We start from the raw sequence: 24,696 nt of genomic DNA, 5'->3' as shown, positions 1-24,696 counted from the left end.
AAGCGGTGCCGGTTGTGGTGGTGTCACGCTGTCAAGCTTCGCGTACTCTCCGTTTTCATGGAGCCCAAACGGAGGACAAAAACCTGTGGTTGCCCTATCGGCGTGACAACGTGACCGGAAGCCTCCGCGCCGCTAGCCTGCCCATGTGGAGCTCAAGGTCTCGACTCGATCACATGCCGGGTGCGCACTCGTTGCCATCACCGGCGAAATCGACCTGTACACGGCGCCTCACCTGCAGGCCGAGTTCACTCGGCTCCTGCAGCAGGGGCCTAGCCGGGTGGTCATCGACATGTCCGCCGTGGATTTCTGCGACTCCACGGGGATGAATGTGCTGCTGTCGGCACTCAAACGCATGAAGGAGCAGGGAGGGTCGCTGGAGGTGGCCTCCCCGCGTCCTGCCGTACGGAAGATTCTGCAGGTCACGGGGCTGGACTCGGTGTTCACCGTGCATGATGAGGTGCCCGCGGAGTTCCTCATCAGCGAAGGGTCATGACAAGATCCGCACGTGGCGCGGAGGTTGTGTTCCTTGCGGAGGTGACGCTCAGTGAGCATCGTTGTTTCTGGTTGGGGTGACGCTGCGTGAGCGGTGGCGACACGGCGGTCATCATTCCGGCCGTCAACGAGGCCGACCGCATCGCGGCCACCGTCAAGGCCGCCGCGGCGCTGCCCGGTGTGGATCTCGTCGTGGTCGTGGACGACGGCTCGTCGGACCAGACCGGCAGGGTGGCACGTGCGGCGGGCGCGCGGGTGGTGCGGCACAGCCGCAACAGGGGCAAGGCCGCCGCGATGGAGACAGGCGCGGAGGCGGTACGTCTCCTGGACCAGGAGGACAGTCCTCGCCATCTGCTCTTTCTCGACGCTGACCTGGGCGAGACGGCGCACGCCGCCGCCCCGCTCATCGAGCCGGTACGCGCGGGACAGGCCGACATGACGATCGCCGTCTTCAGCACGAGGGTGCGCCTCGGAGGACACGGCTTAGTGGTGCGGCTGTCGAAAGAGGGCATCCGCCGGGCGACCGGGTTCGAGGCGGCCCAGCCGCTCAACGGGCAGCGTTGCCTCACCAGGCGGGCCTTCGAGGCGGCGCGGCCGCTGGCGTTCGGGTTCGGGGTGGAGACGGCGCTGACGATCGACCTGCTGCGGAGGAAATACCGGGTCAGGGAGGTCGAGGTCGAGATGGCGCATCGAGCCACCGGCACCGACTGGCGGGCCCAGGTGCATCGGGCCCGGCAACTCCGGGATGTGGGGCTGGCCCTGGTGAGCCGGGAGCCTCTCGTGGCCCTTTACCTCCGCCGGCTCCGCCGCTGGCGTTGACCGCGAACGCGGGGCTCGGGCCGGCCGGTTAGTGATCCCGGTGGGCTGTCCACAGGCCATCGGTGGTCAGGGCTCGGCCCCGGTGGGGGGTCCACGGGCCATCGGCGGTCGGGGCTCGGCCTCAGCGAGTTGTCCACAGGTGGTTGAGGGTGGGCCGAAGGCGGCTCGGGAGTGTGCTGGAATTTCCCGGTGACTTCGGAGAGCCGGCACGCAAAGGCACGAGGTCGGCTCGCGGGGCCGGCCACGGTGGCGATCGCCGCCTCGATCCTGCTGACGATCACCATCGGTCTCCTGGGCCCGTCGCCCATGGTCCCCGCGTTGGGCGGTCCCGCCTGGCACCCGCCCTATTCCCTGGACGCCCACCCCAACCCCTACCTGGTCGTCGTCCTGGCCACGGCGGCGATCGTCCTCGGCGGCCTCGGCCTGCCGGCCGCTCTGATCATCATCCGATCCTCCGCCACCGGGCATCGGTTCCTGCCGAGCGCGCGGCATCTGGTGCTCGTGGGGTGCCTGGCCGCCGGGGTGCTCGCGTTCCTCCCGCCGTCGGGCTCGGGTGACCATCTCAACTACGCCGCGTACGGCCGCATGGTGACGCTGGGCCTGAGCCCGTACACACATGGGGCGGTGGACCTCGCCGGAGATCCCATCGCCGACGCGGTGGAGAAGCCGTGGCGTGAGGAGCCCAGTGTGTACGGGCCGCTGGCCACGGCCCTGCAGGCGGCGGCGAGCTGGGTCGGCGGCGATTCGATGCGGCTGACGATATTCGTGCTGGCCCTGTTCAATGCCGCGGCCTTCGTCGTGACAGGGCTGCTCATCGACCGTTTCAGCAGAGACGACCCGGCCAGGCGCCTGCGGGCGGCGCTGCTGTGGACGGCCAACCCGCTGCTGCTCTACCAGTTGGTCGCGGGCATGCATGTGGACACGCTGGCCATCGCGTGCATGGTCGCGGCACTGCTGGCCAGGGGCCGTCCCGTGGGCTCCGGGGCGCTGCTTGGGCTGGGCGTGGCAGTCAAGATCAACGCTGGGCTGGTGGCCCTCGGCCCGGCCTGGGAGCTCCGCCGCCGTCCCGCCCGCCTGGCGCTCATGGCGGCCTGCGCCCTTGCCGTGGTGGTGGTCGGATATGCGATCGTCGGCCCGGAGGCGATCGCACCGCTGACCCGCACCAGCAAGTCGATCTCAATCGCCTCACCCTGGAAGCTGGTCCAGGGCTGGCTCCAGTCGATCGTCGGCACCGGAAGCGCCTACCGGGGTGAAATCCAGGTCGGCTCCCTGCTGCTGCTCGCCCTGATCGCCTGGTCCCTGCTCCGGCTGGCATCCCGCACCTCCTGGGCGAGCCACCCCAACGCAACGAGCCCAGTCGCGGGGCAGCCGGGTGAGCACGGCGGGTTGCCCACGCCGGACGACCGTACCGCGCCGGAGCCGCCCGGCGACCGTGGTGGGTTGGCGGCGCCGGTGGTGGCGGCGGGGCTGGTGGTGGCGTACTTGTTGGCTACTCCCTATCTCCTGCCTTGGTATGAAGGGCTTGCGTTCGGGCTGCTGGCGCTGGTGGCGGCGTCGGCGGTGGATTTGTTCGTGGTCGCCCATCTGCTGGTTCTGTCGCTCGCCTACCTGCCGGCGCGGGTCGAGGGGCAGCCCGAGGGGCTCGGGTGGCTGGTGGACGTGGTCAGGCCTCAGATTGCGTGGGTGCTGCTGGGTCTGACCGTGGCGCTGGTGGTGTGGGCGTGCCGAGCTGCAGGGCGCGTACAGAGGCGGCCAGGGTCAGCGGTACGGCAACCGTCAGAGCCATAGCGGGGATGGCGATGCCGGAGTCGTTCATGAGGAAGCCGATGAAGGCGCACGTGAGGGCGCCGAACAGACCCGCCCTGAGGGTGGGGGCCAGGCGGTAGGCCTGGCCGAGGGCAGAGGCGCCCCAGCGGGAGGGGCGGGCGAGCACCAGGAACAGGAAGGCCAGCGCCACCAGCGAGAGGAGGGTCAGTGACCAGTTGCCGATGGTTACGCCGATCATCGCGGTGAACTTGCGGGCGATGACGGTCCACGCCTGACCGTCGATGACCTGCTGCGCGAAGTTACCCAGATGGGTCCGCTGCGTTTCCGGGCGCAGCCAGTCGAAGACCGACATGGCGCCCACCAGTGCGGCCCCCACCAGGCCGACGATCAGGAGCCTCGGCACCGAGACGCGCTTGCCCGAGAGCAGGATGAGAAAGACAGCCAGCCCGGTCACGAATGCCGGGACGCCGCCGAAGTCGGCACCCCACGATGGCCAGCCGTCCGCGAAGACCGCGAATCCCCCGTACACAGCGCACACCGCCACGGTCAGGCTCCTGGCCACACCCCTGTTCAGCAGCCACTGCGCCAGCCCGGCCAGGCCCAGGATGGTGCCGGTGGCGTACACGGCGAAGGCGATGTTGCTGAAGCCGTAGAACCGGCCGCCGGTCACGGGCTCGTAGCCGGACACGGCGTTCACCTGGAGTTTGGAGCCGGTCATGACGTCGATGAGGAGCGCGAGCGAGGTGACGGCGGCGACCACGGTGAGCGGGCCGAGCACGTGAGCCCGCCATGGCCCGGCGAAGGCGACGGCGGTGATCAGCCCGGCGATGGCCAGGATCGTCACGACCACCGACACCATCGGCACCGGCAGCGTCCACCAGGGCACGAGCTGGGCCAGGAAGGTGGAGACGGCGATGGCCCCACTGACCACCGCGACGATCTGGACGGCCTTGAGCAGCTTGGAGGCGCTGGCGAGCAGGGGGACGGAGGTTGGGCCGGGCGGGCCGGTCGTTGGGGGGTGAGGGTGAGGGGCGGAGCGGCGGCGGAGGGTGAGGGCGGCGAAGGCGTAGAAGAGGAGTTGGAGGGTTACCAGGATGGTGAAGAACGGGCCGCGTACTTCGCGGAGGACCTGGCTGGCCAGGTCGCCGTCCGCCAGGTTCGCCACCGTGTCCGCTGGGGTGGCGGGGGTGAGGCCGCTGGCTTGCCAGGGGCGGCCGACCACCTCGCGTGGGGTGGGCACGCCGAGGAGTTGGAGGGTGGTGGCGGTGAGGTCGGTGATCGTGACCAGGGCGTCCTGGCGGGTGGAGGTGGCGGTGAGGTAGCCGTGCGGGTACGGCCGGCCGGTTGGGGATGGGCCGGTGGCGATGGCGACGTGGAGGTGGGCGTTCGGGGTCACGTCGGAGATGCCTGCCACGAGGACGGTCGTGTCGGGTGGCAGTTCGCCGAGGAGCGTGCCGATCTGCTGGTCCGCTCGGGTGACCGCCGCCTGGCGTGCCGCGGCCGGTAGCGGGGTGGGGACCGCGTGCTCGTCGAGGGGTTGGCGGGTCCAGGCGTTGGCGAGGTCTGCGGCTTCGAGGACGATCAGGTTGTACGGGGTGAGGTCGCCGAGGGCGTCCGGAGCGGGGACGTAAGTGGCGATATTTCCGGACTTGTCGGCTCCGCCGAGGGCGGCGCCTGGGCCGATGGCGGCGACCTTGCCGCCGTTGTCGGTTACGAGCTGGCCCAGGGTGCCGAGTTGGGCGTCGTAGCCGGTTTCCGACTGGAAGGCGGTCAGGGCCGACCAGTCCGGGATCGTGGCGGGGCCCGCGGGGGTGGGGTGCCGGGTGGGCGGTGTCGGTGCTGGGCAGCCCTTGCCGGCCGTACCGGCTCGCTGGCCCGCTGAGATGGTCAGCCAGCCTGCGGCGGGGCAGGTGGTGCCGCGATCCGGGGGTGGTACGGCGCGTGTGGAGAGGGAGGCCGAGGAGCCCTGGCCGACGAGACGCCACAGGTTGGGGGTGCGTGACTGGTCCAGGTCGCTCCATTCCAGGCCCGGGACGCCGATGAGGGCGACTCGGCTCGTGACGGTGGGGATGAGGGGGCCTTGTTCGCCTGGGGGCGTTGCGGCGCCGGCTGGGGTGGGAGTGAGGGAGGTGGCGAGGGTCAGGCCGAGGAAGAGGATGGTGAGGGCGCGCTTGACGAGTGGGGCGCCTGTCGGCCGCGGGGCTGGGTGAGCCGGTCGGGCAGGAGGCTCGTACGGTGTGGCGTTCGGCATGTACGGACCCCCAGAATCCCCTCGATCAACAACAGCCAGGCCACCACACGGTAACGTGCCACATCTTGACATCCTCCCTCGTCCGAAGGCGGGGGATTCGAACGGCAAACACGATCCCATGAGGAAGAGGTCGAGTTGAGGTTCGCGGTCCGCGGGCTCGGAGATCCGGTCGCCTCCCCGCGCAGTCACCCTGTGGGCCACGCCGCCCCCGCGTTCCCGTCCGACGCCCGCCCGCGGGCCGGCCGGCGGGGGCCGGGATGTGGGGGACGACACCGCCAGGGTGTGGGGGGCCGATGAGCCGGCGGCAGTGGTGGATGTGGGTGGCCGGGGCGGTCCTCGTCGCGGCGGCCGTGGCGCCGTTGGTGCACACGTGGCTCACCAACCCGGACGATCAGCGGCTGGTCGACCTGGATGTCTACCGGACCGGCGGGCAGATGTTGCTCGACGGGCGGCCTGTGTACGAGTTCTACACGCCCGCGCCGCAGTTGCTGCCGTTCACGTACCCGCCGATCGCGGCGATGATGGCCGTGCTGCTGGCCGGGATGTCGTGGAGCACGGCGCAGTGGGTCTGGACGGTCGGGATCTTCGTGACGCTGGCCGTGGCCGTGGGTTATTCGTTCCGGCAGGTGCTCGGAAGGCGGAATCTGCGGAAGTACGTGCCATGGGTGTTCGCCTTCCTCATGGTGGTCTGCACGTACCTGATGCCGATCCGGGACCAGGTGCGGTTCGGGCAGGTGGACATCCTGCTGGTCGCACTGTGCGTGGCCGACTGCCTGGTGAAGCGGCCCTGGTGGCCCCGGGGGTTCCTGGTCGGGCTGGCCACGGCGGTCAAGCTGACGCCCGGGGTCTTCCTGATCTATCTGCTCGTCACCAGGCAGTGGCGGACGTTGTTCATGGCGGCGTTCGTGGCGGCGGTGCTCACGTTGCTGCCGTTCGTGGTGATCCCGCACGACGCCGCGGACTTCTGGTTCTCGGCGCTGCTCGACCCCGAACGGCTGGGCAGCAACGCGGCCACCACCAACCAGTCGATCCGCGGCATGCTGATCCGCCTCTACCTCCCCGAGACGCTGACGACGGTGATCTGGCTGCTGGTCGTGGCCGCGATCGGCTGGTACGGGTTCCGCGGGGCACGGGACGCGTACAAGGCGAATGATTCGGTCACCGCGGTCGCGCTCGTCGGCCTGATGGCCGTGCTGCTCTCGCCGGTGGCCTGGATTCACCATCTGGCCTGGGTGGTCGTCGTGCTCGGCGCGATCGCCGGGGACGGGCGCGATCCGGTCAGGCTGCGGGTGGCGGCCGGGGTGTGGCTGTTCTACGTGGTGCCGGTGCCGTGGTGGGGGGTCTCGCTGAAGGCCGCCGACATCCCCGGGGTCAGTGTGGTGCTGGGGAAGATCGTGCAGAACGGGTTCGGGCTCGGGGCGCTCGCCCTGGTGTGGTTGTTGGTGTCCTGGTTGCCGAAACGGCGGGAGCTCGCGTGACCCAGCCATTACCCTCTGTGCCGTGCTCATTACCACATGGGTGATCGTGGGTGTCGTCGCGGGAGTCAGCGGCGTCTTGATCGGGTATCTGTCGCTCCGGCAGGCCAGAGCCACAGTGGAGGACTGCCGGCGCAGGCTCGCCAGGCAGACGAGTGAGAGCGCCGGGGACCTCAGGGCCATCAGGGACGTGGCCGTCTGCCGGTACGACGCGCTCGAGGAGATGACCGGGCGGCTGTCGTTCTCGGTCGCGATGATCAACGGGCTGGGCGACGGGATCGTGTTGACCTCGATCAACGGACAGAGCGAGACGCGTACCTACGTGCGGCCGGTGGTGGGCGGGAAGGGGCAGCAGCCGCTCTCGCCGGAGGAGGAAGAGGCCGTACGGGCGGCCAGGCTGGGGCTGGGGCCGATGATCGCGCCTCGGGCCCCGCGGATGGGGATGATGTAGCCGGCCTCGCACTCGCTGTCCTTTCTCCGGGTCCTGTCTCGGCGTGTCGGGGTGGGAGTGCGGATTTCCCCGTGGGGGGAGTGATCGTGGGGAGCGGCGCCGGCGGGCGTATGGGTCGGGCCGAAAAGCAACACGCGTGTCCTCAACCTGCGGTTACCCTGAATACATGCCCAGACTCGCCTATCTCGGACCGGAAGGGACCTTCACCGAAGAAGCCCTGCGGCTCCTTGACCCAACCGCCGAGCGTATGCCGTGTGCCACGGTCAGCGCGGCGCTCAACGCCGCCCGCACCGGCGAGGCCGACGGCGCCGTGGTGCCGTTGGAAAACTCCATCGAGGGCGCGATCACCACGACGCTCGACGAGTTCGCCTGGGGCGAGCCGTTGCTGATCACCGCCGAGCTGCTGCTGCCCGTCCAGTTCTCCCTGCTGGCCCGGCCCGGCACCGAGATCCCGCACATCAAGCGGGTCTACACCCACCCGGCCGCCATCACCCAGTGCCGCGCCTTCATCTCGCGCGAGCTGCCCGACGCCGTCGTGGTGGCCGCGCCCTCGACGGCGGCCGCGGCGCAGGAGGTGTCGCTGCCCGGCTCGCCGTACGACGCCGCCATCGCCGCCCGCATCGCGGGCGAGCACTACGGGCTGGTGGAGCTGGCGGGGAACATCGGCGACAGGTCCGACACCGTGACCAGGTTCGTCAAGGTGACCCACCCAGGGTCGCTGCCGGAGCCGACCGGTTCCGACCGCACGACGCTGGTCGTCTTCCTCGCCGACGACCACCCGGGCGCGTTGCTGGAGATGCTGACGGAGTTCTCCGTGCGCGGGGTCAACCTGACGCGGATCGAGTCGCGGCCGACCCGTAACGGCATCGGGCGTTACTTCTTCCACTTCGACTTCGAGGGGCACGTCGCGGACGCCCGGGTCGGGGAGGCCCTCTCGGGGCTGCACCGCATCTGCGGCGACGTGCGCTTCCTCGGCAGCTATCCACGGGCCGACGGGGTCGCGCCGCAGATCAAGCGGGGCACGAGCGACGCCGAGTTCGCGGAGGCGGGCGACTGGCTCTTGCGGATCCGCTCGGGCCAGGTCTGAGCGCCGCAGGGGCGGGCCGAAATCTGAGGCGCCGGGACGGGTTCGGGCGCTGGAAGGATAATCGGGGGGCGGGTCGCTGCTCCGCGCCGGTAGCCTTTTCCTTGTGATTGACCTGCGTACCCTTCGTGAGGATCCCGACCGGCTACGGGCGTCGCAGCGTGCCCGCGGTGAGGACGACTCCGTCGTCGACACGCTGCTCGACCTCGACGAGCGCCGCCGATCCGCGCTGACCTCGTTCGAGTCCCTGCGCGCCGAGCAGAAGAGCATGGGCAAGTCGGTCTCCAAGGCGCAGGGCGAGGAGAAGGCCGCGCTGCTGCAGCGGGCCAAGGAGCTCGCGACCCAGGTCAAGGCCGCCGAGTCGGAGGCGGAGAAGCTGGCGGTCGAGCTGGACGAGGTCCTCCAGACGGTGCCCAACATCGTCGAGGAGGGCGCGCCGGCCGGCGGCGAGGACGACTACGTGGTGCTGGAGACGCACGGCGAGCCGCGGGTGTTCGACTTCGAACCCAAAGACCACCTGGAGCTGGGCGAGGCGCTCGACTGCATCGACATGGAGCGCGGCGTCAAGGTGTCCGGCTCGCGGTTCTACTTCCTCAAGGGCGTCGGCGCCCGGCTGCAGCTCGGCCTGCTCAACATGGCGATGCAGCAGGCGATCGAGGCCGGGTTCACGCCGATGATCACGCCGGTGCTCGTCAAGCCGGAGACCATGCAGGGCACGGGCTTCCACGTGGCCCACGACAAGGAGATCTACCGGCTCCCCGACGACGACCTCTACCTGGTCGGCACCTCGGAGGTGGCGCTGGCCGGATACCACGCCCAGGAGATCCTCGACGGCGGTGACCTGCCGCTGCGCTACGCGGGCTGGTCGTCGTGCTTCCGGCGGGAGGCGGGCTCCTACGGCAAGGACACCAGGGGCATCATCCGGGTCCACCAGTTCGACAAGGTGGAGATGTTCTCCTATGTGCGTCCGGAGGACGCGCACGAGGAGCACCTGCGGCTGCTGGCGTGGGAGAAGGAGATGATGGCCAAGATCGAGGTCCCCTACCGGATCATCGACACGGCGGCGGGTGACCTCGGCATGTCGGCGGCGCGCAAGTTCGACTGCGAGGCGTGGATCCCCACGCAGGGGCATTACCGCGAGCTGACCTCGACCTCCAACTGCACCGAGTTCCAGGCCCGCAGGCTCGGCGCCCGCTTCCGCGACAAGGACGGCAAGCCGCGGCACCTGGCCACCCTCAACGGCACGCTGGCCACGACCCGCTGGATCGTCGCGATCCTGGAGAACCACCAGCAGGCCGACGGCTCCGTGGTCGTCCCCAAGGCGCTGCGCCCCTTCGTGGGGCTCGACGTGCTGGAGCCCGCCAAATAGGTCGATCCGAGCGGCACAGGGGGCACCGGCCCTCTGCGCCGCGTCGGCATGCGCGTGAGGGTTTCGGTTTCGGGCCGCGTTTTCGGACCGCGTTTCGGCTCGGAAGGTCACGGTCGATTCGGACAGGCCGCTATCTACGGGGTGGGGCCGTCCGGATGGATGCGCGGGAGGGAGAGCTTGATGAGGGCGACCGCTCCCGCCAGTACGAGGACGGTCAGCAGCACGGCGAACGCGCCGGCTGCCTCGTAGGCGTCGGGCATGCCCACGGCCCAGGCGCGGAAGGGCAGATAGACGCTCGCGTAGACGAGCAGTGCGGCCCCGGCGCTGACCGTGACCGTCACCGGCCGCGCCCGGCCCGCGAACGCCAGCACAAGGCACACCATGGTGCCGGCCATGGTCGCGAGCACGCCGAGCAAATTCATCCCCCTGGTGACGTCGATGTCCAGAAACTCCCAGTCGGCATCGCCGGTCCCGGCGAGGAAGCCCAGGCAGGCGGCAGCGGCGAAACCGGTGTAGACCTGCTGGAACCGGCGCAGCCCCGCCCCGATTCCGTCCGCCTCGACGGAGTGGGCCACGGGCGGTTCAGCGGCCGAGGCGGCGGTGACCGCCAGCACGGCCAGCGGCACGGTGAGGATGATCCGCCTGCGACTCCCGGGCGACGCCCAGGCCCACCGCCGGGACCGTGGTCCGGTCCGGCCCTGGGACGCGGCAAGGGTGCGGCTGTGGGACGTGGCGAGGGTACGGCCGCGTACCCACCAGGCCAGGGCGAGCGCGGGAAGGGCGAGGAGGGCCGTGGGATCGGCCAGGAGGGCCGACGGGCCCGCCACTGAGGTCCAGATATGGGAAGCGGCCTCAGCGCCCGTCTGCGCCGTTTTCGCGAGCGTGAAGAGCACACCGGTGAGCACCGTGGCGGCGAGGTCCGCCCGCCGCAGGCAGAGCAGGGCCAGCAGGGCGGGCGCCACGACGAGTCCGGCCGCGTCGCTGAGCCTGCCCGTGACGAACCCGGGCCAGGCCTGCTTGAGCAGGTGGTCGTTGACCAGGAGCACGACCACCCCGGCGATCGTCACGGGGTGGCATAACCAGGCGTACCTCATGAAGGAAACGACGGGAGGCTGGGGGCGGAGGTTCGCGCCGTGACCAACCCGGAACAAGCAAAAGACCGGAGCCCGCTGGAAGCGAACCCCGGTCTGTCTCGCTGCTACAGGTCAGATGGCTCGGACCTGAGAGGCCTGCGGCCCCTTCTGGCCCTGCGTGATCTCGAACTCGACCCGCTGGCCGTCTTCAAGGCTGCGGTAGCCGTTGCCGACGATCTCGGAGAAGTGCACGAACACGTCCGGCGCACCGCCGTCCGGGGCGATGAAGCCGAAGCCCTTCTCGGCGTTGAACCACTTGACGGTTCCCTGAGCCATAAAAGCTCTCCCTCAGGATGTGAATCTATGGGACCCACACCTCGTGGGTCCCGGTGTGTCGTACAGCAAGCACCCGGGGTGGCTCAGACAAAGTCATGCTGGTTTTCACTACGGGATCAGCTAATACAACGCCATCACATCTAACACCATTCTGGCGCGTTGGTGTTCCCGTCGGTAGGAAGATTTCTGTCAGGCAGCATCACCGGGCAAACTGGAACCTGTTATGCGAAGCCTTCCCCCACCTCGCCTTGTGGCCACCGACCTCGACGGAACCGCGCTCCGGTCGGACGGAACCGTGTCTCCCCGGACGGCTTCGGCCTTCGCCAAAGTCGAGGAATCGGGAGCCGCGCTCGTGTTCGTGACGGGTCGCCCGCCTCGGTGGATGGGCGAGGTCGCGAGTGTCGTGCGGCACCGTGGGCTGGCCATCTGCGCTAACGGGGCACTGATCTACGATCTCCATACCGAACGGATAGTGGAATCTCACCTGATCACGGTCGACGTACTCCAGGAAGTGGTCGCTCAGCTAAGAGCGAACGTGCCCGATCTCGCATTTTCGGTCGAGTATGAAGCCGGTTTTGCGCATGAGTCGGATTTCATGCTGGGCGGCTTGGACCGGCACGCGGCGACGGTGCGCGTCGACTCCGTGACCGCCCGCCCGTGTGCCAAGCTGCTGGTGCTGCACCGGGGTATGACGGCGGACGAGTTGCAGGCCACCGTGCACGAGTTGGTGGGGCACCTGGTGACCGCCACGCACTCCAGCCGCCGGGGGCTGATCGAGATGAGCGCCCAGGGCGTGACGAAGGCCTCGGCGCTGGCGGCGCTCGCCGGGCGGCACGGGATCAGGCCCGTCCACGCCGTCGCGTTCGGCGACATGCCGAATGACCTGCCCATGCTGGGCTGGGCAGGCACATCGTACGCGGTCGCGAACGCGCACCCCGACGTGCTGGCAGCGGTCGATCACGTGACCGCGGCCAATGACGACGACGGCGTCGCGCAGGTGATCGAGAAGCTCTACAGGTAGGGTCCGGAACCGCTGGGGGGCCGCTGCTGGTCGTCACCCTGCGGCACGCCGGGCAGCGCCCTGCGCATCTGCTCGAGCTGGGCCCGGGCCGCCATCTGCTGCGCGAACAGCGTGGTCTGAATGCCGTGGAACAAACCCTCGAGCCAGCCGACGAGCTGGGCGTGCGCGATGCGCAGCTCGGCCTCGCTGGGCGGCGTGCCGTTCTCGTCGGTGAACGGCAGCGACAGCCGCTCGAGCTCGTCCACCAACTCCGGGGCCAAGCCGTCCTCGAGCTCCTTGATGGAGGACTCGTGGATCTCCTTCAACCGCTTGCGGCTGGCCTCGTCGAGGGGAGCCGCGCGGACCTCCTCGAGGAGCTGCCTGATCATGCTGCCGATACGCATCACCTTGGCGGGCTGCTCGACCAGGTTGGTCACCGACCGGTCATCCTCGCCGTTATCGCCCTGACCTTGGAAGTCCGGGCCCACCACCACGATGTGGGGGGTGTTCTTCTCTTCAGCATTCATACACTCACCGTACTAGCAGGATCTTCCCTACGTGCTCCCCGGAATCCAACATTCGATGAGCTTCGGCCGCTTCCGCCATGGGCACCTCCGCGTACACCACCGGACGCACCGCCCCCGCCGCGACCAGGGGCCACACGTTGTCCACGACGCTGCGTACGATGGCGCCCTTCTCATCCACGGGGCGCGAGCGCAGCGCCGTCGCGTGCACGGTGACGCGCTTGGCGAGCATGGCGCCGAGGTCGATCTCGCCCTTGCGGCCACCCTGTAGCCCGATGATCACCAGCCGCCCGCCGGTGCGGAGTGCTCGGATGTTTCCCGGGAGGTATTTGGCCCCCATGATGTCGAGAATGACGTCGGCCTGAACCTTCTCCGCGAAGTCCTCCTCGCGGTAGTTGATCACCTCGTCGGCGCCCAGCTCCCGCACGCGCTCGCCCTTGGCGGCGGATCCCACGGTCGCGACCACGTGTGAGCCGAGCGCCTTGGCGAGTTGCACCGCGAACGTGCCGATCCCGCTGGCCCCGCCGTGCACCAGCAGCGTCTCGCCCCTCCGCAGCCGCCCGATCATGAACACGTTGGACCAGACCGTGCACGCCACCTCGGGCAGCCCCGCCGCCTCGCGCGTCGTGACCCCGTCGGGGACCGGCATGACCTGCTGCCAGGGCACCGCCACGCGCTCGGCGTAACCGCCGCCGCCGAGCAGCGCGCACACCTGGTCGCCGGCCTTGAACTGCTCCACGTCCGCGCCGACCTCGGCCACCACGCCCGCGACCTCCAGCCCCGGGTACGGCGACGCGCCGGGCGGCGGGTTGTAGAAGCCCTGGCGTTGCAGCACGTCGGCACGGTTCACCGCGGAGGCGGTCACGTCGATGAGCACGTCTCCACGCCCGACCGGCGGATCGGGCACCTCGTGCCACTCCAGCGCCTCAGGTCCACCCGGCTCAGTGATCTCAATCGCTCGCATGCGAACCACGGTAGCGGGGCAAAGAAGTTGTGGGTTGCCGGGTTGTGCGGGAGCCCATGGCGTTAATCTGCATTGTATTTGCTGCCCCTTTAGACCCACCCGAGGGGGAACACGGTGGCAAGACACGATCGAGAAGAATCTCTTGAGGAACAGCTCGCCTGGCTCGACGCGATCAAGGAGACGGAGGAGGCCCCCGTCCCGGTCAGCGCCTCGGCGGCTGCAGCCGATGAGACGGTCGTCTCGCCGTACCCCAAGGACCCGTGGCTGCTGGTTCCCACGCAGCACGAGACACAGACGCCGCCGCTGTTCCGGGCCGCCGTCGACTCCGTGTACGGCTCCGCGGCGGCCGAGGAACTCCCCGAGGGGGAGAGCGAGGCCGGCGAATGGCTCGGCAGGGCGAGCACCAAGGAGGAGCCGGCGGCGCCGCCCGCCCAGGACGACCCCTTCCTCGCCCCGCTGAGGCCGCTGCCGCGGCCCGACGACACCGACACGTACTCGCTGTCGTTCGCCACCCCTGAGACCGCCGAGCAGGCCGAGGAGCCGTGGTCGGGCCCGTCCGACTGGTCGCGGCCCGCCGCCGAGCCCACCGCCGAGCCCACCGCCGAGCCCACCGCGGAGGAGCCCGAGGAGCCCGCCCGTACTGAGCCGGCCCACGCGGAGGCCCAGGCGGAGGCCGACGCGGCGGCGGAGGAGGAGGAGGACCGTGCCGCGTGGCAGGACACCTCCCCGGCCAACGAGCGCCCGCACTGGGCCGAGCAGCCGGACACCCTCCCGAGGATCGTGCCCCCGCAGTGGACGGAGCCCGGGAGTTCCCCGACGAACGATCGTCCACAGTGGCCGGACCCGGCAGGCTCGCCGCTCTGGTCGGGGTCGGAGGCTTCTACGGCGAGTGAGCGCCCACTCTGGTCGGAGTCGGAGGCTTCTACGGCGAGTGAGCGCCCGCTCTGGTCGGAGTCGGAGACTTCCACGGCGGGCGAGCGCCCGCTCTGGTCTGACTCGGAGACCTCGCCGGTCAACGAGCGGCCGCAGTGGGGCGAGCCGGAGGCGCCCTCCCGGCGTCCTGAGCCGGAGTCCGAGGAGCGCCACCAGCAGCCGGAGCGTCCCGCGTGGACCGAGCAGCAGGAGTGGCGGCCCGCCGAGCGGGAGATCCCGCACGCCGACATCCCGCAGACCGGCACCTCGCCCAGCGGTTCCACGCACATCGGGACGCCCCCCAGCGTGCCGTCACACACCGACGCGCACCATCTCGACGCGTCGCACCTCAGCACGCCGCACACCGACCCGCACCAGCTCGACACGACGCACGCCGACGCGCCTCACACCGACACGACACACAGCGCGGTGTCACACCCCGAGGCGTCCCGCTCCGAGGCGGCGTCACACCCCGGGGCGGCGTCCCGCTCCGAGGCGTCGCACGCACCCGTGCCGTTGCCGGTGCGCCGCCGCCCCGCTCCCGTCCCCGTCTTCACCGCCCCGCCCAGACCTCCGATCACCGGCCGCCCCACCGCCGACAGCCTCGACCCGGAGACGTTGCTGCGCGGCAGGCGCAATGCCCCCGCCAAGGGCTGGCGGCGCCTGATCTACCGGGCCTCCGGCGGCTGGATCAAGCCGGGCGAGCCCCCGGAGGTACGCCGTCGCCGCGAGCTCATGACCCGGGCCCGTACCCCGGTGACCACCGGGCACCACCGCGTGGCCGTGCTGAGCCTCAAGGGGGGCGTGGGCAAGACCACGACCACGGTCGGCCTCGGTGCCACCCTGGCCCAGATGCGCGGCGACCGCGTCATCGCCGTGGACGCCAACCCCGACCGGGGCACCCTGTCCGACAAGCTGGTCCTGGAGACCTCGGCCACCGTACGCGACCTGCTCAACGAGCGTGAGCAGGTCAAGAGGTACGTCGACATCAGGGCGTTCACCTCGCAGGCTCCCTCGCGGCTGGAGGTGCTGGCCTCCGACCGTGACCCGTCGGTGTCTGAGGCGTTCAGCGGCTCCGACTACCAGGCCGTGTCCCAGGTGTTGGAGAACTTCTACTCCATCTGCATCACCGACTGCGGCACCGGCCTGCTGCACTCCGCCATGGGCGGCGTGCTCGGGCTGGCCGACCAGGTCGTGCTGGTCAGCTCCCCGTCGGTGGACGGCGCCAGGGCGGCCTCGGCGACGCTCGACTGGCTGGAGGCCCACCACTACGGCGACCTGGTGAAGGCGGCGACCGTGGTGTTGTGCAGTGTCCGGCCCCGGTCGAAGTCGGCGGTGGACATCAAGAAGCTGGAGGCCCATTTCGCCGCCAGGTGCCGCGCGGTCATCCGGGTGCCCTACGACCCGCATCTGGAGGAGGGCGCCGAGATCGACCTGGATCGGCTCCAGGAGATGACCAGGGAGGCCTACCTCCAGCTCGCCGCCTGCGTGGGCGACGGCTTCGCGGGCGTGCGCGAGTGAGCGGAGGGTGTGGGATTCGAACCCACGAGGCCATCGCTGACCTGGCCGCTTTCAAGGCGGCTGCACTCGTCCACTATGCGAACCCTCCCGTGCGGAAACCACGATAGCGGCTGTGGTGACAGGGGTGTACGTTCAGGAGGTGGCGGATCTCAACGTCGAGGTGGAACGCGCCGAATCGGGCGCCTTCGTGCGCCTCGACGGCGACCTCGACAAGGTGACGGCGCCACTGCTCAAGGAGGCCCTGGCGACGTTGTTCGCCGAGGGCCGGATGCGCGTCGTCATCGAGACGACCGACCTGGAGTTCTGCGACTCCAGTGGATTGTGGGTGTTGCTGGAGCACCAGCGCCGGATCTCCCGCGCCGGATCGTTAACCCTGGTGGGCGTGCACGGGGTGCTGGAACGAGTGCTCGACGTGACGGGCCTGCGCGCCGCCTTCGACATCGTCTGCCCCACCGACCTCTAAAGCCACGTCTGCCCGGCCCGGGTCTTCCGGCGACCTCCGCCCAGCCCGGTTCGCCAGTCCCGTCCGGTTCGCCCGGCCCCGTTCGTCCGCCCAGTTACGTGCAGCGTGGTGTGGCACTACGGCGGTGCGGTGGTGGCGCACCGACCGGCGGGCGCGGTGGGGAGACGCTCAGGTGCGTTTGCCCGGGCTGGGGAGTTGGGAGAGCAGCCACTTCGGGCCTGCGGTGTCGGCGCCCAGCGCTCGGACGCGTTCCTTGAGGCCCCGGTCGGCGGTGACGACGACCACGTGCTCCCATGGCTTGGCCTGGCGCACGATGTCGACCATCGCGTCGTCCCCGCTGCCCATGGCCGCCACGACCTGGACCCCCGGTACGGCCGGCGCGCTCCTCGCCGCCCCCTCCACGACCGCCACCACCCTCGGGAACCACTGCGACAGCACCGGGTGTGACAGCCTGAGCCGCGCCACGTCCTCGATCAGCCGGGTCGCCGCGCCCAGCCGGTCGTGCCACCAGCCGCGTTCGGCCCGGGCGCCGACGATGTTGGCCACGTCGAGCACGACGGTCTCGGGCCTGATCACGCCCTGGATCTCGCTCCACGTGGCGGCGAAGCCCGGATGCAGCGTCCGGCCGGTGATCTCGGGCAGGGGCAGCCAGAGCAGTTCGACGCTCTCGTCGTTGGCGGGTGCCGCGGCCAGCATCACGGCCGATTCGGCGATCACCGTCTCGAACATCCACCCGCCGTGGTCGTCGCGATAGACGCCCTGCACCCGCAGTCCCTCCTCGGCCAGCGCCGCCTCCTCGCGGGCCTCGCGCAACGCGGTGGCCACGGCGTCCTCGTGGCTGTCACGCGCCCCGCCGGGCAATGCCCAGGTCCCGCCGTGGTGGCTCCACCAGGAACGCTTCTGCATGAGCACGTGTGGCACGCCGAGATCGTCATGGTGTACGACGAGGAGCCCCGAAGCGCCGTGCAGACCCCAGTGTCTGTGACCCAGGGAGCACACGGTCCAGCCGTCGCCGTCCTTAGCCGCCATGAGGGGATTCTCTCAGCCTCCGCTCTTGCCGCCAGGGTGGTGGGTGGTTACGTCGGGGGGATTCGCACAGCCTCCGTCCTTGCCGGAGACGGTGGTGGTACGTCGGGGGATTCGCTCAGCCTCCGTTGTTGCCGGGATGGTGGTGGCGCCTCGTGGGGCGGTGCCGCCTGCCCCGAGGTCAAGGGTATCCGCGTCGACCTGTGTGAATGCCGTTGATCGTGGCGGGCTCGAATCGGTCGTCTGACGGCCCGGAAACGTTCGGAATCTCGCCGTATTCGGGAGAGTTCTGCGGAGAGGGATGCGTTTCCTAGTAAATTTCATGTCCCGATGTGCAATCGGATGATTTAAGCGGATATAGCGTTGTATGTCGTCTATGTAGCGGTCTGTCGGCCCAGGCCCACGGAGTCCCTGACAACATCGCCCTCTTGCCCAAGGGTGGCCACGACGTATTCCGGCTTGCCCGACGGCCGATACGTGTGGACGACCACCCCGCGCCCGATGATCTTCGTGTCGATGAGCTCGAAGGCGGTCGGGGCCGTCCCGCCGGCGAAGAGTCGCTTGCCGCCGCCCAGGACGACGGGGTGTATGAGCAGGCGATACTCGTCGACCAGGTCGTGCTTCATGAGCGTACGGACGAGTGCCGCGCTCCCATGGACCTGGAGCTCGTTGCCGGGCCGCCGCTTCAGTTTGGCGACCTCCTCGGCCAGATCGCCCCGGAGCAGAGTCGAGTTGTTCCACTCCACCCGGTCCAAGGTCGTGGACGCGACGTACTTGGGCAGGGCGTTCAGCCGGGTCGCATGCGGGTCGTCGGGGTCGGTGACCTTGGACCAGTAGCCCGCGAAGAGCTCGTAGGTCGTGCGCCCCAGCAGGAACGCGTCCGCCGCGGCGATCCAGCCCGCGGTGAGCCGCGCCAGGTCCTGGCCGAAATACGGCACCTGCCAACCACCGTGCTCGAAGCCGTCGTTCAGCTCCGGTTCGGGTTTGCCGTTGCTCTGCATGACCCCATCGAGTGTCAGATGGGACGTAACGATGAGTCGCATCACACGCTCTTCCTCATAACGGATACAGCGCAAAGCATCACAGGTGCCGATCGTTCCCTACGAAAATGTGCCCCGCAAGGACAGCGACCGGACACCTCCGGACTGCTCTCAGCCTCCGCCCTTGCTGAAGTGCTGCAGGTCCTTGGTGCCCGACCAGTAGCCGCCCCACTCCCAGCCGACCTGGGCGAAGGCCTTGACGACCTTGTCGCCGGGATTGATCACGCCTTTCTCCTTGAGGGGACGCTCGGTGAACTTCTTGGCGTTCTGGTGCGCTGTCTGGCCATTTGCGGTGACGTACGGGTTTTCGCGGGGATTGATGTCGATCGCGATGCCGTAGGCGTGATTCGACCAGTTGCTCGACCCGGTGGCCGGGCGGCAGTTGAAGGCCGAGGTGTTGTCGGCGTCGATCGAGTCGAAGTCGTCCCCCTTGTACGCGTCCACCAGCTTCATCTGCTTGATCGGCCAGCGCCACGCGTACAGCTTCCTGAAGACCTTGACGATGTCGTCGGTCACCGTCGAGCGCACCACCAGCTCCCCGGTGTGCGGTTTGGCGTCGAAGCCCCAGTACGTCAGCGAGACCAGCCGCAGGTCCCGATAGCTGACCGGGCACCCGGACCGCCACGAGTAGGGCAGCCTGTCCCGCGAGACCCGCGTGACCTTGGCGCTGAACGGCGGCGGCGCGGCGGCATCCGGCGTGTGGGTGGCGGGCGGAGGGGTCGTGACGGGAGAAGCGGTGGCGGACGAGGTGGTGGGCGCGGTGGTCGTGGCGGCGACGGGCACGGTCGTCGCCGTCGCGGGCGCCGCGGCCTGATGCTGTGTTCCGCACGAAACGGACGCGAGCACCACGAGCGCCATGGTGGCAGAACGTTTCATCTGGCCACCATATGCGACATCCTGCCTGGTAAGGGCACGATCAGCACCGTTCGTGTGGACCGTTTGGCCAGCCCGACCGCCACCGAGCCCCGCCACGAGGACCGCGAGCGGCCCACCACGATGGCGTCGGCCTTGTACGCCGCGGCCAGCGTCTCCAGCTCGCGCGCCGCGTCCCCGCGTACGCTGACGAACTGCCACGGCACCCCGGCGCCCTTCAGCTCCTCCTTGAGGTCGTCGGTGAGGTCCACCGCCGAGTCGGGGATGATCGGCGACCCGGCGTAGAACCACAGGGTGGTGCTGTAGAGCGACTCGACGAAGGCGACGAGCAGCGCGGCGTTGTCCCTGCGGGCGAGCCCGGCCGCGTACGCGAGCGCGTTGCGGCTCGGGCCCGATCCGTCGAAACCCACCACGAGCAGGCCGGCGCCGTCCTTGCCGATCTCGAACTCCCCGGCGGGGCCGGTCAGAGGCTCCCGTCCCGGGTCTGTGTCACCGCCGAACACGGCATTTCCAGCGGGTCAGGCGTCGGCGTGCTTGCCGCGGCGGGCCAGCTCGCGCAGGGCGTCGGCCGCGTAGACCACGAGCGAGACGAACGAGAGCACGGCGATCGAGCCGCCGAGCCACAGGTCGTTGACCGTCGCGTCCACGTAGCCGGCCCCCCGCGGCTGGTAGCCGACCGCGAACGGCGCGGCGACCAGCCACAGTCCGCCCAGGAACAGCAGGACGAGGGCGGAGACGCCCAGTTTGGCCTTCATCGGTTGTCCTCCATTCCGACCAGGGAAGCCTTGCCGTTGCGGCGGTGCTCACCCGGATTGTTCAGGTCCTCGCGCAGCGCCTCGACGAGCGGGGCCAGCAGGCTCGCCAGCTCGGCGGAGGACGTCTGGGGCGCGGGCGGCGCGGGCTCGGGCTCCGGCTCGACGTGGTGCTGCCGCACCGCGACCAGGCCCCGGACCACCAGCTCCTCGTGGATCGCGAGCACGAAGCAGATCACACCGATGAGCCCCACGACGGCCACGCCCAGGCCGGTGAAGAACTCGGTGACGGTGGGATCCGTCCAGTCGGCGTCCTCGGGTTGGGTGCCGAGGGCGAAGGGGGCGATCATCAGCCACAACCCGGCCATGACGGCCAGGGCGGCGGCGACGGCACCGACGAACTTGCGAATCATTAAGAGATGCCTCCTGTGACGAGGTCCTTCTGGGGGGGTGCGGCCCGCGCGATCAGCGCGCGCGAGGTGGGCCGCAGCAGGTCGTGCGCGACCGACCTGGCCCGCTCCCGTTCGGAGCGGTCGTCGGGCGGCGCCATCCTCGCGACGGCGGTGAGCAGGGCGGAACGCGCGCCGTTGGCCCGCTCGACGCGCTGGGCGACGAGCTCCAGCAGCAGCCCGGCCAGGACCAGGTCGTCCTTGCTGAGGGGCCTGGCCTCCGGCGGCGGGGTGCTGGAGCCGCGCAGTGGCAGCTCCTTGAGCAGGAGCGCGGCCAGGAACCCGAGCAGCGCGATGGGCACGCCCACGATGAACACGGTCTCAAGCCCGCGGGTGAACGCCTCCAGCACGATGTTCTTGATCGGGCCGGGCATGTGCTGGATGGCCTCGGGGCTGCCGAGCTGGACGTCCGAGCCGCCGCCGGGCAACGCGATGTGCCCTGCCTGGAGCATCGAGGCCATCTCGTCCCTGAGGCGGTTGGTCAGGATCGCGCCGAACGCGGCCACGCCCACCGCACCGCCCAGCGAGCGGAAGAACGAGACACCCGAGGTGGTGGAGGCCATGTCACGCAGCTCGGAGCCGTTCTGGGCGGCCAGGATGAGCATCTGCATGGACAGGCCCAGCCCGGTGCCCAGCACGGCCACGTCGAACCCGATGAGCCACTCGCTGGAGTCCACATGCAGTCTGGACAGCAGGAACAGCCCGACGGCCACGATCAGCAGGCCCGCCACCGGGAAGATCTTCCACTTGCCGGTCTGGGTGACGATCTTGCCGGAGATGACACCGCCCAGGAACAGCGCCACCACCATGGGCAACGTCATCAGCCCCGAGCTGGTGGGGCTGAGCCCCTTGACGATCTGCAGATACTGCGGCAGGTAGATCATCGCACCGAACATCGCCATACCGACGAACAGCGAGGCCAGGCCGGTGAGCACGAACGTACGGTTGCGGAACAGCCGCGGCGGCAGGATCGGGTTGCGCGAGGTCCGCTCGGCCAGCACCGCCAGGGCCAGCATGAACAGGCAGATCGCGGCCAGGAAGTAGGTCCAGAACGAGTTCCACTCGAATTCGTTGCCGCCGAGCGTCAGCAGCAGCATGAGCGCGCTCGCGCTGGCCGTGATCGTGGTCGCGCCCCAGATGTCGATCGAGGTGCTGCGCGTGATCTTCGGCAGCTTCAGCACCTTCTGGATGACCAGGAAGGCCACCACCGCGAACGGCACCACGACATAGAAGCACCAGCGCCAGCCGAGCCAGTCGGCGTCCACGATGAACCCGCCCAGCAGCGGCCCCGCCACGGTGGAGATCCCGAAGACCGCCCCCATGTAGCCGGAGTACCGGCCGCGCTCCCGGGGCGACACGATGTCACCCAGGATCACCTGCGCGAGAGCCGACAAACCGCCCACACCAAGGCCCTGTACTGCCCGCGCGGCGATGAGCTGCCCCATGTTCTGGGACAGACCGGCCACCAGCGAGGCCGCGACGAACAACCCCAGGGCGGACTGGAAGAGCAGCTTCCGTCCGAAGACGTCGGACAGCTTGCCCCACAACGGCGTGGACACCGTCATCGTCAGCATCGTGGCCGAGGCCACCCATGAGTACTGGTCCTGACCGCCGAGCTCCCCAACGATCGTCGGCAGCGCCGTGCCCACCACAGACGTCGAGATCATCGACGTGAGCATGGCGAGCATGAGCCCGGACATGACCTCGAGGATCTCGCGGTGGGTGTACTGCCGCCTCGCGGGGGGTGCGGCCTGAGTCTGCGCTACCAAGACACCACATCCCCTTACGACAACTTTACCTCACTTGAGTATACGCATGTTTACTAGCCGCGCGGCAAGTGGAGGTTGCTCAGTAGAGTTCGGGGCATGAACGCCCAGGTGAGCGAGGCTCGACCGCGCGACCGCGAGGCCACGCGGGAGCGGATCCTTCAGGCCGCCCGCACGCTGTTCGGTGAGCAGGGCTACGAACGCGTGACCGTTCGTATGATCGCCCGCGCGGCCGAGGCCAACATCGCCCTGGTGGGCCGCTACTTCGGCTCCAAGGCGGGCCTCTTCGGCGCGGTCCTGGAGGGCGAGCCGACTTTCACCGCCCTGTTCGAAGGCCCCAGGGAGGGGTTGCCGCGCCGGTTGGCCGAATACGCGGCCGCCCGGATGGAGCACCCCCCGGACAGCCCGGTCCTGCGCACGCTGGAGCGTTCGGCCGGCCATCCGGAGGTTCAGGCGGTGGCCCGCGAGCGGCTGATCGCGGCGGTGCTCCACCCGCTGGTGTCCCACCTCGAAGGCCCCGACGCGGTCGCCCGGGCCCGCATGGCGACGGCCGTCTTCCTCGGCATCGCCTCCACCCGCCGACGCCTCGGTCCCGTGGTCCCGACGGCGGCCGACGTCGACCGGCTGACCGCCGTCTTCGAGGCGTGCCTGGCCGAGCAGGTCCGGCCGGGTGAAACTTTCACCCCCTGAATGCCTCTGGCCTGCGGGGATGGCGGCAGAGGAGATCCGAGGTCTTTGATCGGCCAGGCACGGCTACCTACCATCCGGGAAGCTGGTGGGAGCGCTCCCACATGACGGACGGAGTGAATGGTGAAGTCTCGTAGCAGGCCCGTGCTGGCGGCGCTCCTGACGGCGGTCGCCACGGCCGTGGCGGGGGCGGTCGTGCTCTCGTCGTCCACCGCCCGGGCCGCCGACTCCGCTTTCTACGTCGATCCCCAGACCAACGCGGCCCGCTGGGTGGCCGCCAACCCGGGCGACAGCCGGACCGCGGTGATCAGGGACAGGATCGCCGCCGTGCCCCAGGGCCGGTGGTTGTCCACGTACAACCCCGCCACGGTGCGCAGCCAGGTCGACGCCTACGTCGGCGCCGCCGCGACGGCCGGCAAGATCCCGATCATGGTCGTGTACGCCATGCCGAACCGCGACTGCGGCGGCCCGAGCGCCGGCGGCGCCCCCGACCACACGGCCTACCGGGCCTGGATCGACCAGATCGCGACCGGGCTGGGCGGCCGGCCCGCGACGATCGTGCTGGAGCCGGACGCACTGGCGATCATGTCCAACTGCATGAACGCCTCCGAGCAGGCCGAGGTACGGGCCTCCATGGCGTACGCGGGCAAGCGGTTCAAGGGCACGTCGTCGCAGGTCAAGGTGTATTTCGACATCGGTCACGACGCCTGGCTGGGCGCCTCGGAGGCCGCCTCCCGGCTGACCGGCTCGGACGTGGCCAACAGCGCGGACGGCATCGCGGTCAACACCTCCAACTACCGCGCCACGCCCGGGCTGGTGTCGTACGCGAAGAGCATCATCGCGGCGACCGGCGTGTCCCGGCTGAAGGCCGTCATCGACACCAGCCGCAACGGCAACGGCCCGCTCGGCAGCGAGTGGTGCGACCCGGCGGGCCGCGCGACGGGCATCTGGAGCACCACGAACACGGGCGACTCGGCGATCGACGCCTACCTGTGGGTCAAGCCGCCCGGAGAGGCGGACGGGTGCATCGCGGGGGCCGGGCAGTTCGTGCCGCAGCGGGCGTACGACCTGGCCATGGCCGCGCCGCCGCCCACGGTCAGCCCGACTGTGACTCCTACCGTGACTCCCACCGTCACCCCGACGGTCACCCCCACTGTGACGCCGACCGTGGGACCGGGCGGGTGCGCGGCCACGTACCGCGTGACGAGCCAGTGGCAGAACGGCTTCCAGGCTGAGGTCACCGTACGGAACAACGGCTCGGGCGCCATCCGCGGCTGGCGGGTCGGCTGGACGTTCCCGAACGGCCAGACGATCTCGCAGCTCTGGAACGGCACCCTGTCCGGCAGCGGCACCGTCACCGTGACCAACCTCAACTGGAACGGCGCCCTGGCCGCCAGTGCGAGCACCACGTTCGGCTTCCTGGCCAACCACAGCGGGCAGAACGGCAACCCGTCCACCGTCACCTGCACCGCCTCCTGACGACCTCATAGCCCCGATGAGCCCCTGCGCGGCGCCCTCGCAGGGGCTCATCGGCGAAATAACGCCGCCTTCCCGGCTGTTACCTACTGCCGGCACATAGGTCTGTCGAAAGGCGCGTTACTC

Annotated in this window: 23 protein-coding genes, 1 tRNA gene and 1 pseudogene; 12 read left to right on the top strand and 13 right to left on the bottom strand. The window is 69.7% G+C overall.

Annotation, left to right across the window (positions count from 1 at the left end; translation table 11 throughout):
• The first annotated feature begins 145 nt into the window (after positions 1–145).
• The 3 genes and pseudogenes from ABGB18_RS35115 to mptB form a co-directional block, all read left to right on the top strand.
• Positions 146–493, top strand: a complete 348-nt coding sequence (locus ABGB18_RS35115) for an STAS domain-containing protein (RefSeq protein ID WP_347699965.1) — start codon at positions 146–148, stop codon at positions 491–493.
• Positions 494–579: 86 nt separating this feature from the next.
• On the top strand, positions 580–1,311 hold the full coding sequence (locus tag ABGB18_RS35110; RefSeq protein WP_347699964.1) for a glycosyltransferase: 732 nt from the start codon (positions 580–582) through the stop codon (positions 1,309–1,311).
• 306 nt (positions 1,312–1,617) lie between these two features.
• Positions 1,618–2,619, top strand: a pseudogene (gene mptB, locus ABGB18_RS35105) (polyprenol phosphomannose-dependent alpha 1,6 mannosyltransferase MptB); the annotation flags it as partial.
• 355 nt (positions 2,620–2,974) lie between these two features.
• Here the strand turns inward: mptB and ABGB18_RS35100 are convergent.
• Positions 2,975–5,329: a hypothetical protein gene (locus tag ABGB18_RS35100; protein WP_347699963.1), complete on the bottom strand. Its 2,355-nt coding sequence runs from the start codon at positions 5,327–5,329 to the stop codon at positions 2,975–2,977.
• Positions 5,330–5,622: 293 nt separating this feature from the next.
• Between ABGB18_RS35100 and ABGB18_RS35095 the strand changes: the two genes are divergently transcribed.
• The 4 genes from ABGB18_RS35095 to serS all read left to right on the top strand — a co-directional run bounded on the left by ABGB18_RS35095 (position 5,623) and on the right by serS (position 9,708).
• Positions 5,623–6,807 (top strand): glycosyltransferase 87 family protein, encoded by a 1,185-nt coding sequence (locus ABGB18_RS35095; protein WP_347699962.1) that lies wholly within the window; start codon positions 5,623–5,625, stop codon positions 6,805–6,807.
• A 22-nt stretch (positions 6,808–6,829) separates the two neighbouring features.
• The gene (locus tag ABGB18_RS35090; protein ID WP_347699961.1) at positions 6,830–7,255 is read left to right on the top strand and encodes a DUF4446 family protein; all 426 of its coding nucleotides are present in this window, start codon (positions 6,830–6,832) and stop codon (positions 7,253–7,255) included.
• Between the two features lie 166 nt (positions 7,256–7,421).
• On the top strand, positions 7,422–8,342 hold the full coding sequence (gene pheA, locus ABGB18_RS35085; protein ID WP_347699960.1) for a prephenate dehydratase: 921 nt from the start codon (positions 7,422–7,424) through the stop codon (positions 8,340–8,342).
• A gap of 103 nt (positions 8,343–8,445) precedes the next feature.
• Positions 8,446–9,708: a serine--tRNA ligase gene (serS, locus tag ABGB18_RS35080; protein WP_347699959.1), complete on the top strand. Its 1,263-nt coding sequence runs from the start codon at positions 8,446–8,448 to the stop codon at positions 9,706–9,708.
• Between the two features lie 134 nt (positions 9,709–9,842).
• Here the strand turns inward: serS and ABGB18_RS35075 are convergent, their stop codons facing one another.
• Both ABGB18_RS35075 and ABGB18_RS35070 read right to left on the bottom strand, forming a co-directional pair.
• Positions 9,843–10,802, bottom strand: coding sequence for a hypothetical protein (locus ABGB18_RS35075; protein ID WP_347699958.1), 960 nt, complete (start codon positions 10,800–10,802; stop codon positions 9,843–9,845).
• A gap of 111 nt (positions 10,803–10,913) precedes the next feature.
• Positions 10,914–11,117 (bottom strand): cold-shock protein, encoded by a 204-nt coding sequence (locus ABGB18_RS35070; protein ID WP_043619750.1) that lies wholly within the window; start codon positions 11,115–11,117, stop codon positions 10,914–10,916.
• A 250-nt stretch (positions 11,118–11,367) separates the two neighbouring features.
• Here ABGB18_RS35070 and ABGB18_RS35065 point away from each other — a divergent pair, with 250 nt between their 5' ends.
• Entirely contained in the window at positions 11,368–12,138 is a 771-nt protein-coding gene (locus ABGB18_RS35065; RefSeq protein ID WP_347699957.1) for an HAD family hydrolase, read from the top strand.
• On the opposite strand, the gene ABGB18_RS35060 is transcribed toward ABGB18_RS35065, so the two are convergent.
• Entirely contained in the window at positions 12,129–12,644 is a 516-nt protein-coding gene (locus tag ABGB18_RS35060; RefSeq protein WP_347699956.1) for a bacterial proteasome activator family protein, read from the bottom strand. The two genes, ABGB18_RS35065 and ABGB18_RS35060, sit on opposite strands and share 10 nt — an antisense overlap.
• A gap of 4 nt (positions 12,645–12,648) precedes the next feature.
• Positions 12,649–13,605: an NAD(P)H-quinone oxidoreductase gene (locus ABGB18_RS35055; protein ID WP_347699955.1), complete on the bottom strand. Its 957-nt coding sequence runs from the start codon at positions 13,603–13,605 to the stop codon at positions 12,649–12,651.
• A gap of 114 nt (positions 13,606–13,719) precedes the next feature.
• Between ABGB18_RS35055 and ABGB18_RS35050 the strand changes: the two genes are divergently transcribed.
• Positions 13,720–16,038: an AAA family ATPase gene (locus ABGB18_RS35050; protein WP_347699954.1), complete on the top strand. Its 2,319-nt coding sequence runs from the start codon at positions 13,720–13,722 to the stop codon at positions 16,036–16,038.
• Position 16,039: 1 nt separating this feature from the next.
• Here ABGB18_RS35050 and ABGB18_RS35045 read toward each other — a convergent pair.
• Positions 16,040–16,126, bottom strand: a tRNA-Ser gene (locus ABGB18_RS35045).
• A 36-nt stretch (positions 16,127–16,162) separates the two neighbouring features.
• On the opposite strand from ABGB18_RS35045, the gene ABGB18_RS35040 reads away from it, so the two are divergent.
• On the top strand, positions 16,163–16,501 hold the full coding sequence (locus ABGB18_RS35040) for an STAS domain-containing protein (protein WP_347699953.1): 339 nt from the start codon (positions 16,163–16,165) through the stop codon (positions 16,499–16,501).
• Between the two features lie 168 nt (positions 16,502–16,669).
• Here the strand turns inward: ABGB18_RS35040 and ABGB18_RS35035 are convergent, their stop codons facing one another.
• The 7 genes from ABGB18_RS35035 to ABGB18_RS35005 form a co-directional block, all read right to left on the bottom strand.
• Entirely contained in the window at positions 16,670–17,530 is an 861-nt protein-coding gene (locus ABGB18_RS35035) for an NUDIX domain-containing protein (protein WP_347699952.1), read from the bottom strand.
• A 371-nt stretch (positions 17,531–17,901) separates the two neighbouring features.
• Positions 17,902–18,570 carry a dihydrofolate reductase family protein gene (locus ABGB18_RS35030; RefSeq protein WP_347699951.1) on the bottom strand — a complete coding sequence of 223 codons (669 nt, stop codon included), beginning with the start codon at positions 18,568–18,570 and terminating at the stop codon, positions 17,902–17,904.
• Between the two features lie 108 nt (positions 18,571–18,678).
• Positions 18,679–19,443: a M15 family metallopeptidase gene (locus tag ABGB18_RS35025; RefSeq protein ID WP_347699950.1), complete on the bottom strand. Its 765-nt coding sequence runs from the start codon at positions 19,441–19,443 to the stop codon at positions 18,679–18,681.
• Positions 19,440–19,943, bottom strand: a complete 504-nt coding sequence (locus tag ABGB18_RS35020; protein ID WP_347699949.1) for a universal stress protein — start codon at positions 19,941–19,943, stop codon at positions 19,440–19,442. The genes ABGB18_RS35025 and ABGB18_RS35020 overlap by 4 nt, the downstream gene beginning before the upstream one ends.
• Before the next feature lie 15 nt (positions 19,944–19,958).
• On the bottom strand, positions 19,959–20,195 hold the full coding sequence (locus tag ABGB18_RS35015) for a hypothetical protein (protein WP_347699948.1): 237 nt from the start codon (positions 20,193–20,195) through the stop codon (positions 19,959–19,961).
• Positions 20,192–20,605 carry a hypothetical protein gene (locus ABGB18_RS35010; RefSeq protein ID WP_347699947.1) on the bottom strand — a complete coding sequence of 138 codons (414 nt, stop codon included), beginning with the start codon at positions 20,603–20,605 and terminating at the stop codon, positions 20,192–20,194. The genes ABGB18_RS35015 and ABGB18_RS35010 overlap by 4 nt, the downstream gene beginning before the upstream one ends.
• Positions 20,605–22,410, bottom strand: coding sequence for an MDR family MFS transporter (locus ABGB18_RS35005; RefSeq protein ID WP_347699946.1), 1,806 nt, complete (start codon positions 22,408–22,410; stop codon positions 20,605–20,607). Before ABGB18_RS35005 ends, ABGB18_RS35010 begins: the two co-directional genes overlap by 1 nt.
• Before the next feature lie 96 nt (positions 22,411–22,506).
• Here ABGB18_RS35005 and ABGB18_RS35000 point away from each other — a divergent pair, with 96 nt between their 5' ends.
• Positions 22,507–23,097, top strand: a complete 591-nt coding sequence (locus ABGB18_RS35000; RefSeq protein WP_347699945.1) for a TetR family transcriptional regulator — start codon at positions 22,507–22,509, stop codon at positions 23,095–23,097.
• A 117-nt stretch (positions 23,098–23,214) separates the two neighbouring features.
• Positions 23,215–24,573, top strand: coding sequence for a glycoside hydrolase family 6 protein (locus ABGB18_RS34995; RefSeq protein WP_347699944.1), 1,359 nt, complete (start codon positions 23,215–23,217; stop codon positions 24,571–24,573).
• The last annotated feature ends 123 nt before the right edge of the window (positions 24,574–24,696 follow it).

Source organism: Nonomuraea sp. B12E4, from assembly GCF_039871825.1.
In the GTDB taxonomy this organism is placed as follows: Bacteria; Actinomycetota; Actinomycetes; order Streptosporangiales; family Streptosporangiaceae; genus Nonomuraea.
Note: the sequence above shows the minus strand (reverse complement) of the source record. Positions and strands in the feature narration are given on the sequence as shown.

Bases quoted from the DNA above. Each gene is read 5' to 3' on its own strand.
- ABGB18_RS35100 (WP_347699963.1), bottom strand. From the start codon at position 5,329: ATGCCGAACGCCACACCGTACGAGCCTCCTGCCCGACCGGCTCACCCA.
- ABGB18_RS35095 (WP_347699962.1), top strand. From the start codon at position 5,623: ATGAGCCGGCGGCAGTGGTGGATGTGGGTGGCCGGGGCGGTCCTCGTC.
- pheA (WP_347699960.1), top strand. From the start codon at position 7,422: ATGCCCAGACTCGCCTATCTCGGACCGGAAGGGACCTTCACCGAAGAA.
- ABGB18_RS35075 (WP_347699958.1), bottom strand. From the start codon at position 10,802: ATGAGGTACGCCTGGTTATGCCACCCCGTGACGATCGCCGGGGTGGTC.
- ABGB18_RS35070 (WP_043619750.1), bottom strand. From the start codon at position 11,117: ATGGCTCAGGGAACCGTCAAGTGGTTCAACGCCGAGAAGGGCTTCGGC.
- ABGB18_RS35060 (WP_347699956.1), bottom strand. From the start codon at position 12,644: ATGAATGCTGAAGAGAAGAACACCCCCCACATCGTGGTGGTGGGCCCG.
- ABGB18_RS35055 (WP_347699955.1), bottom strand. From the start codon at position 13,605: ATGCGAGCGATTGAGATCACTGAGCCGGGTGGACCTGAGGCGCTGGAG.
- ABGB18_RS35035 (WP_347699952.1), bottom strand. From the start codon at position 17,530: ATGGCGGCTAAGGACGGCGACGGCTGGACCGTGTGCTCCCTGGGTCAC.
- ABGB18_RS35030 (WP_347699951.1), bottom strand. From the start codon at position 18,570: ATGCGACTCATCGTTACGTCCCATCTGACACTCGATGGGGTCATGCAG.
- ABGB18_RS35025 (WP_347699950.1), bottom strand. From the start codon at position 19,443: ATGAAACGTTCTGCCACCATGGCGCTCGTGGTGCTCGCGTCCGTTTCG.
- ABGB18_RS35015 (WP_347699948.1), bottom strand. From the start codon at position 20,195: ATGAAGGCCAAACTGGGCGTCTCCGCCCTCGTCCTGCTGTTCCTGGGC.
- ABGB18_RS35010 (WP_347699947.1), bottom strand. From the start codon at position 20,605: ATGATTCGCAAGTTCGTCGGTGCCGTCGCCGCCGCCCTGGCCGTCATG.
- ABGB18_RS35000 (WP_347699945.1), top strand. From the start codon at position 22,507: ATGAACGCCCAGGTGAGCGAGGCTCGACCGCGCGACCGCGAGGCCACG.
- ABGB18_RS34995 (WP_347699944.1), top strand. From the start codon at position 23,215: ATGGTGAAGTCTCGTAGCAGGCCCGTGCTGGCGGCGCTCCTGACGGCG.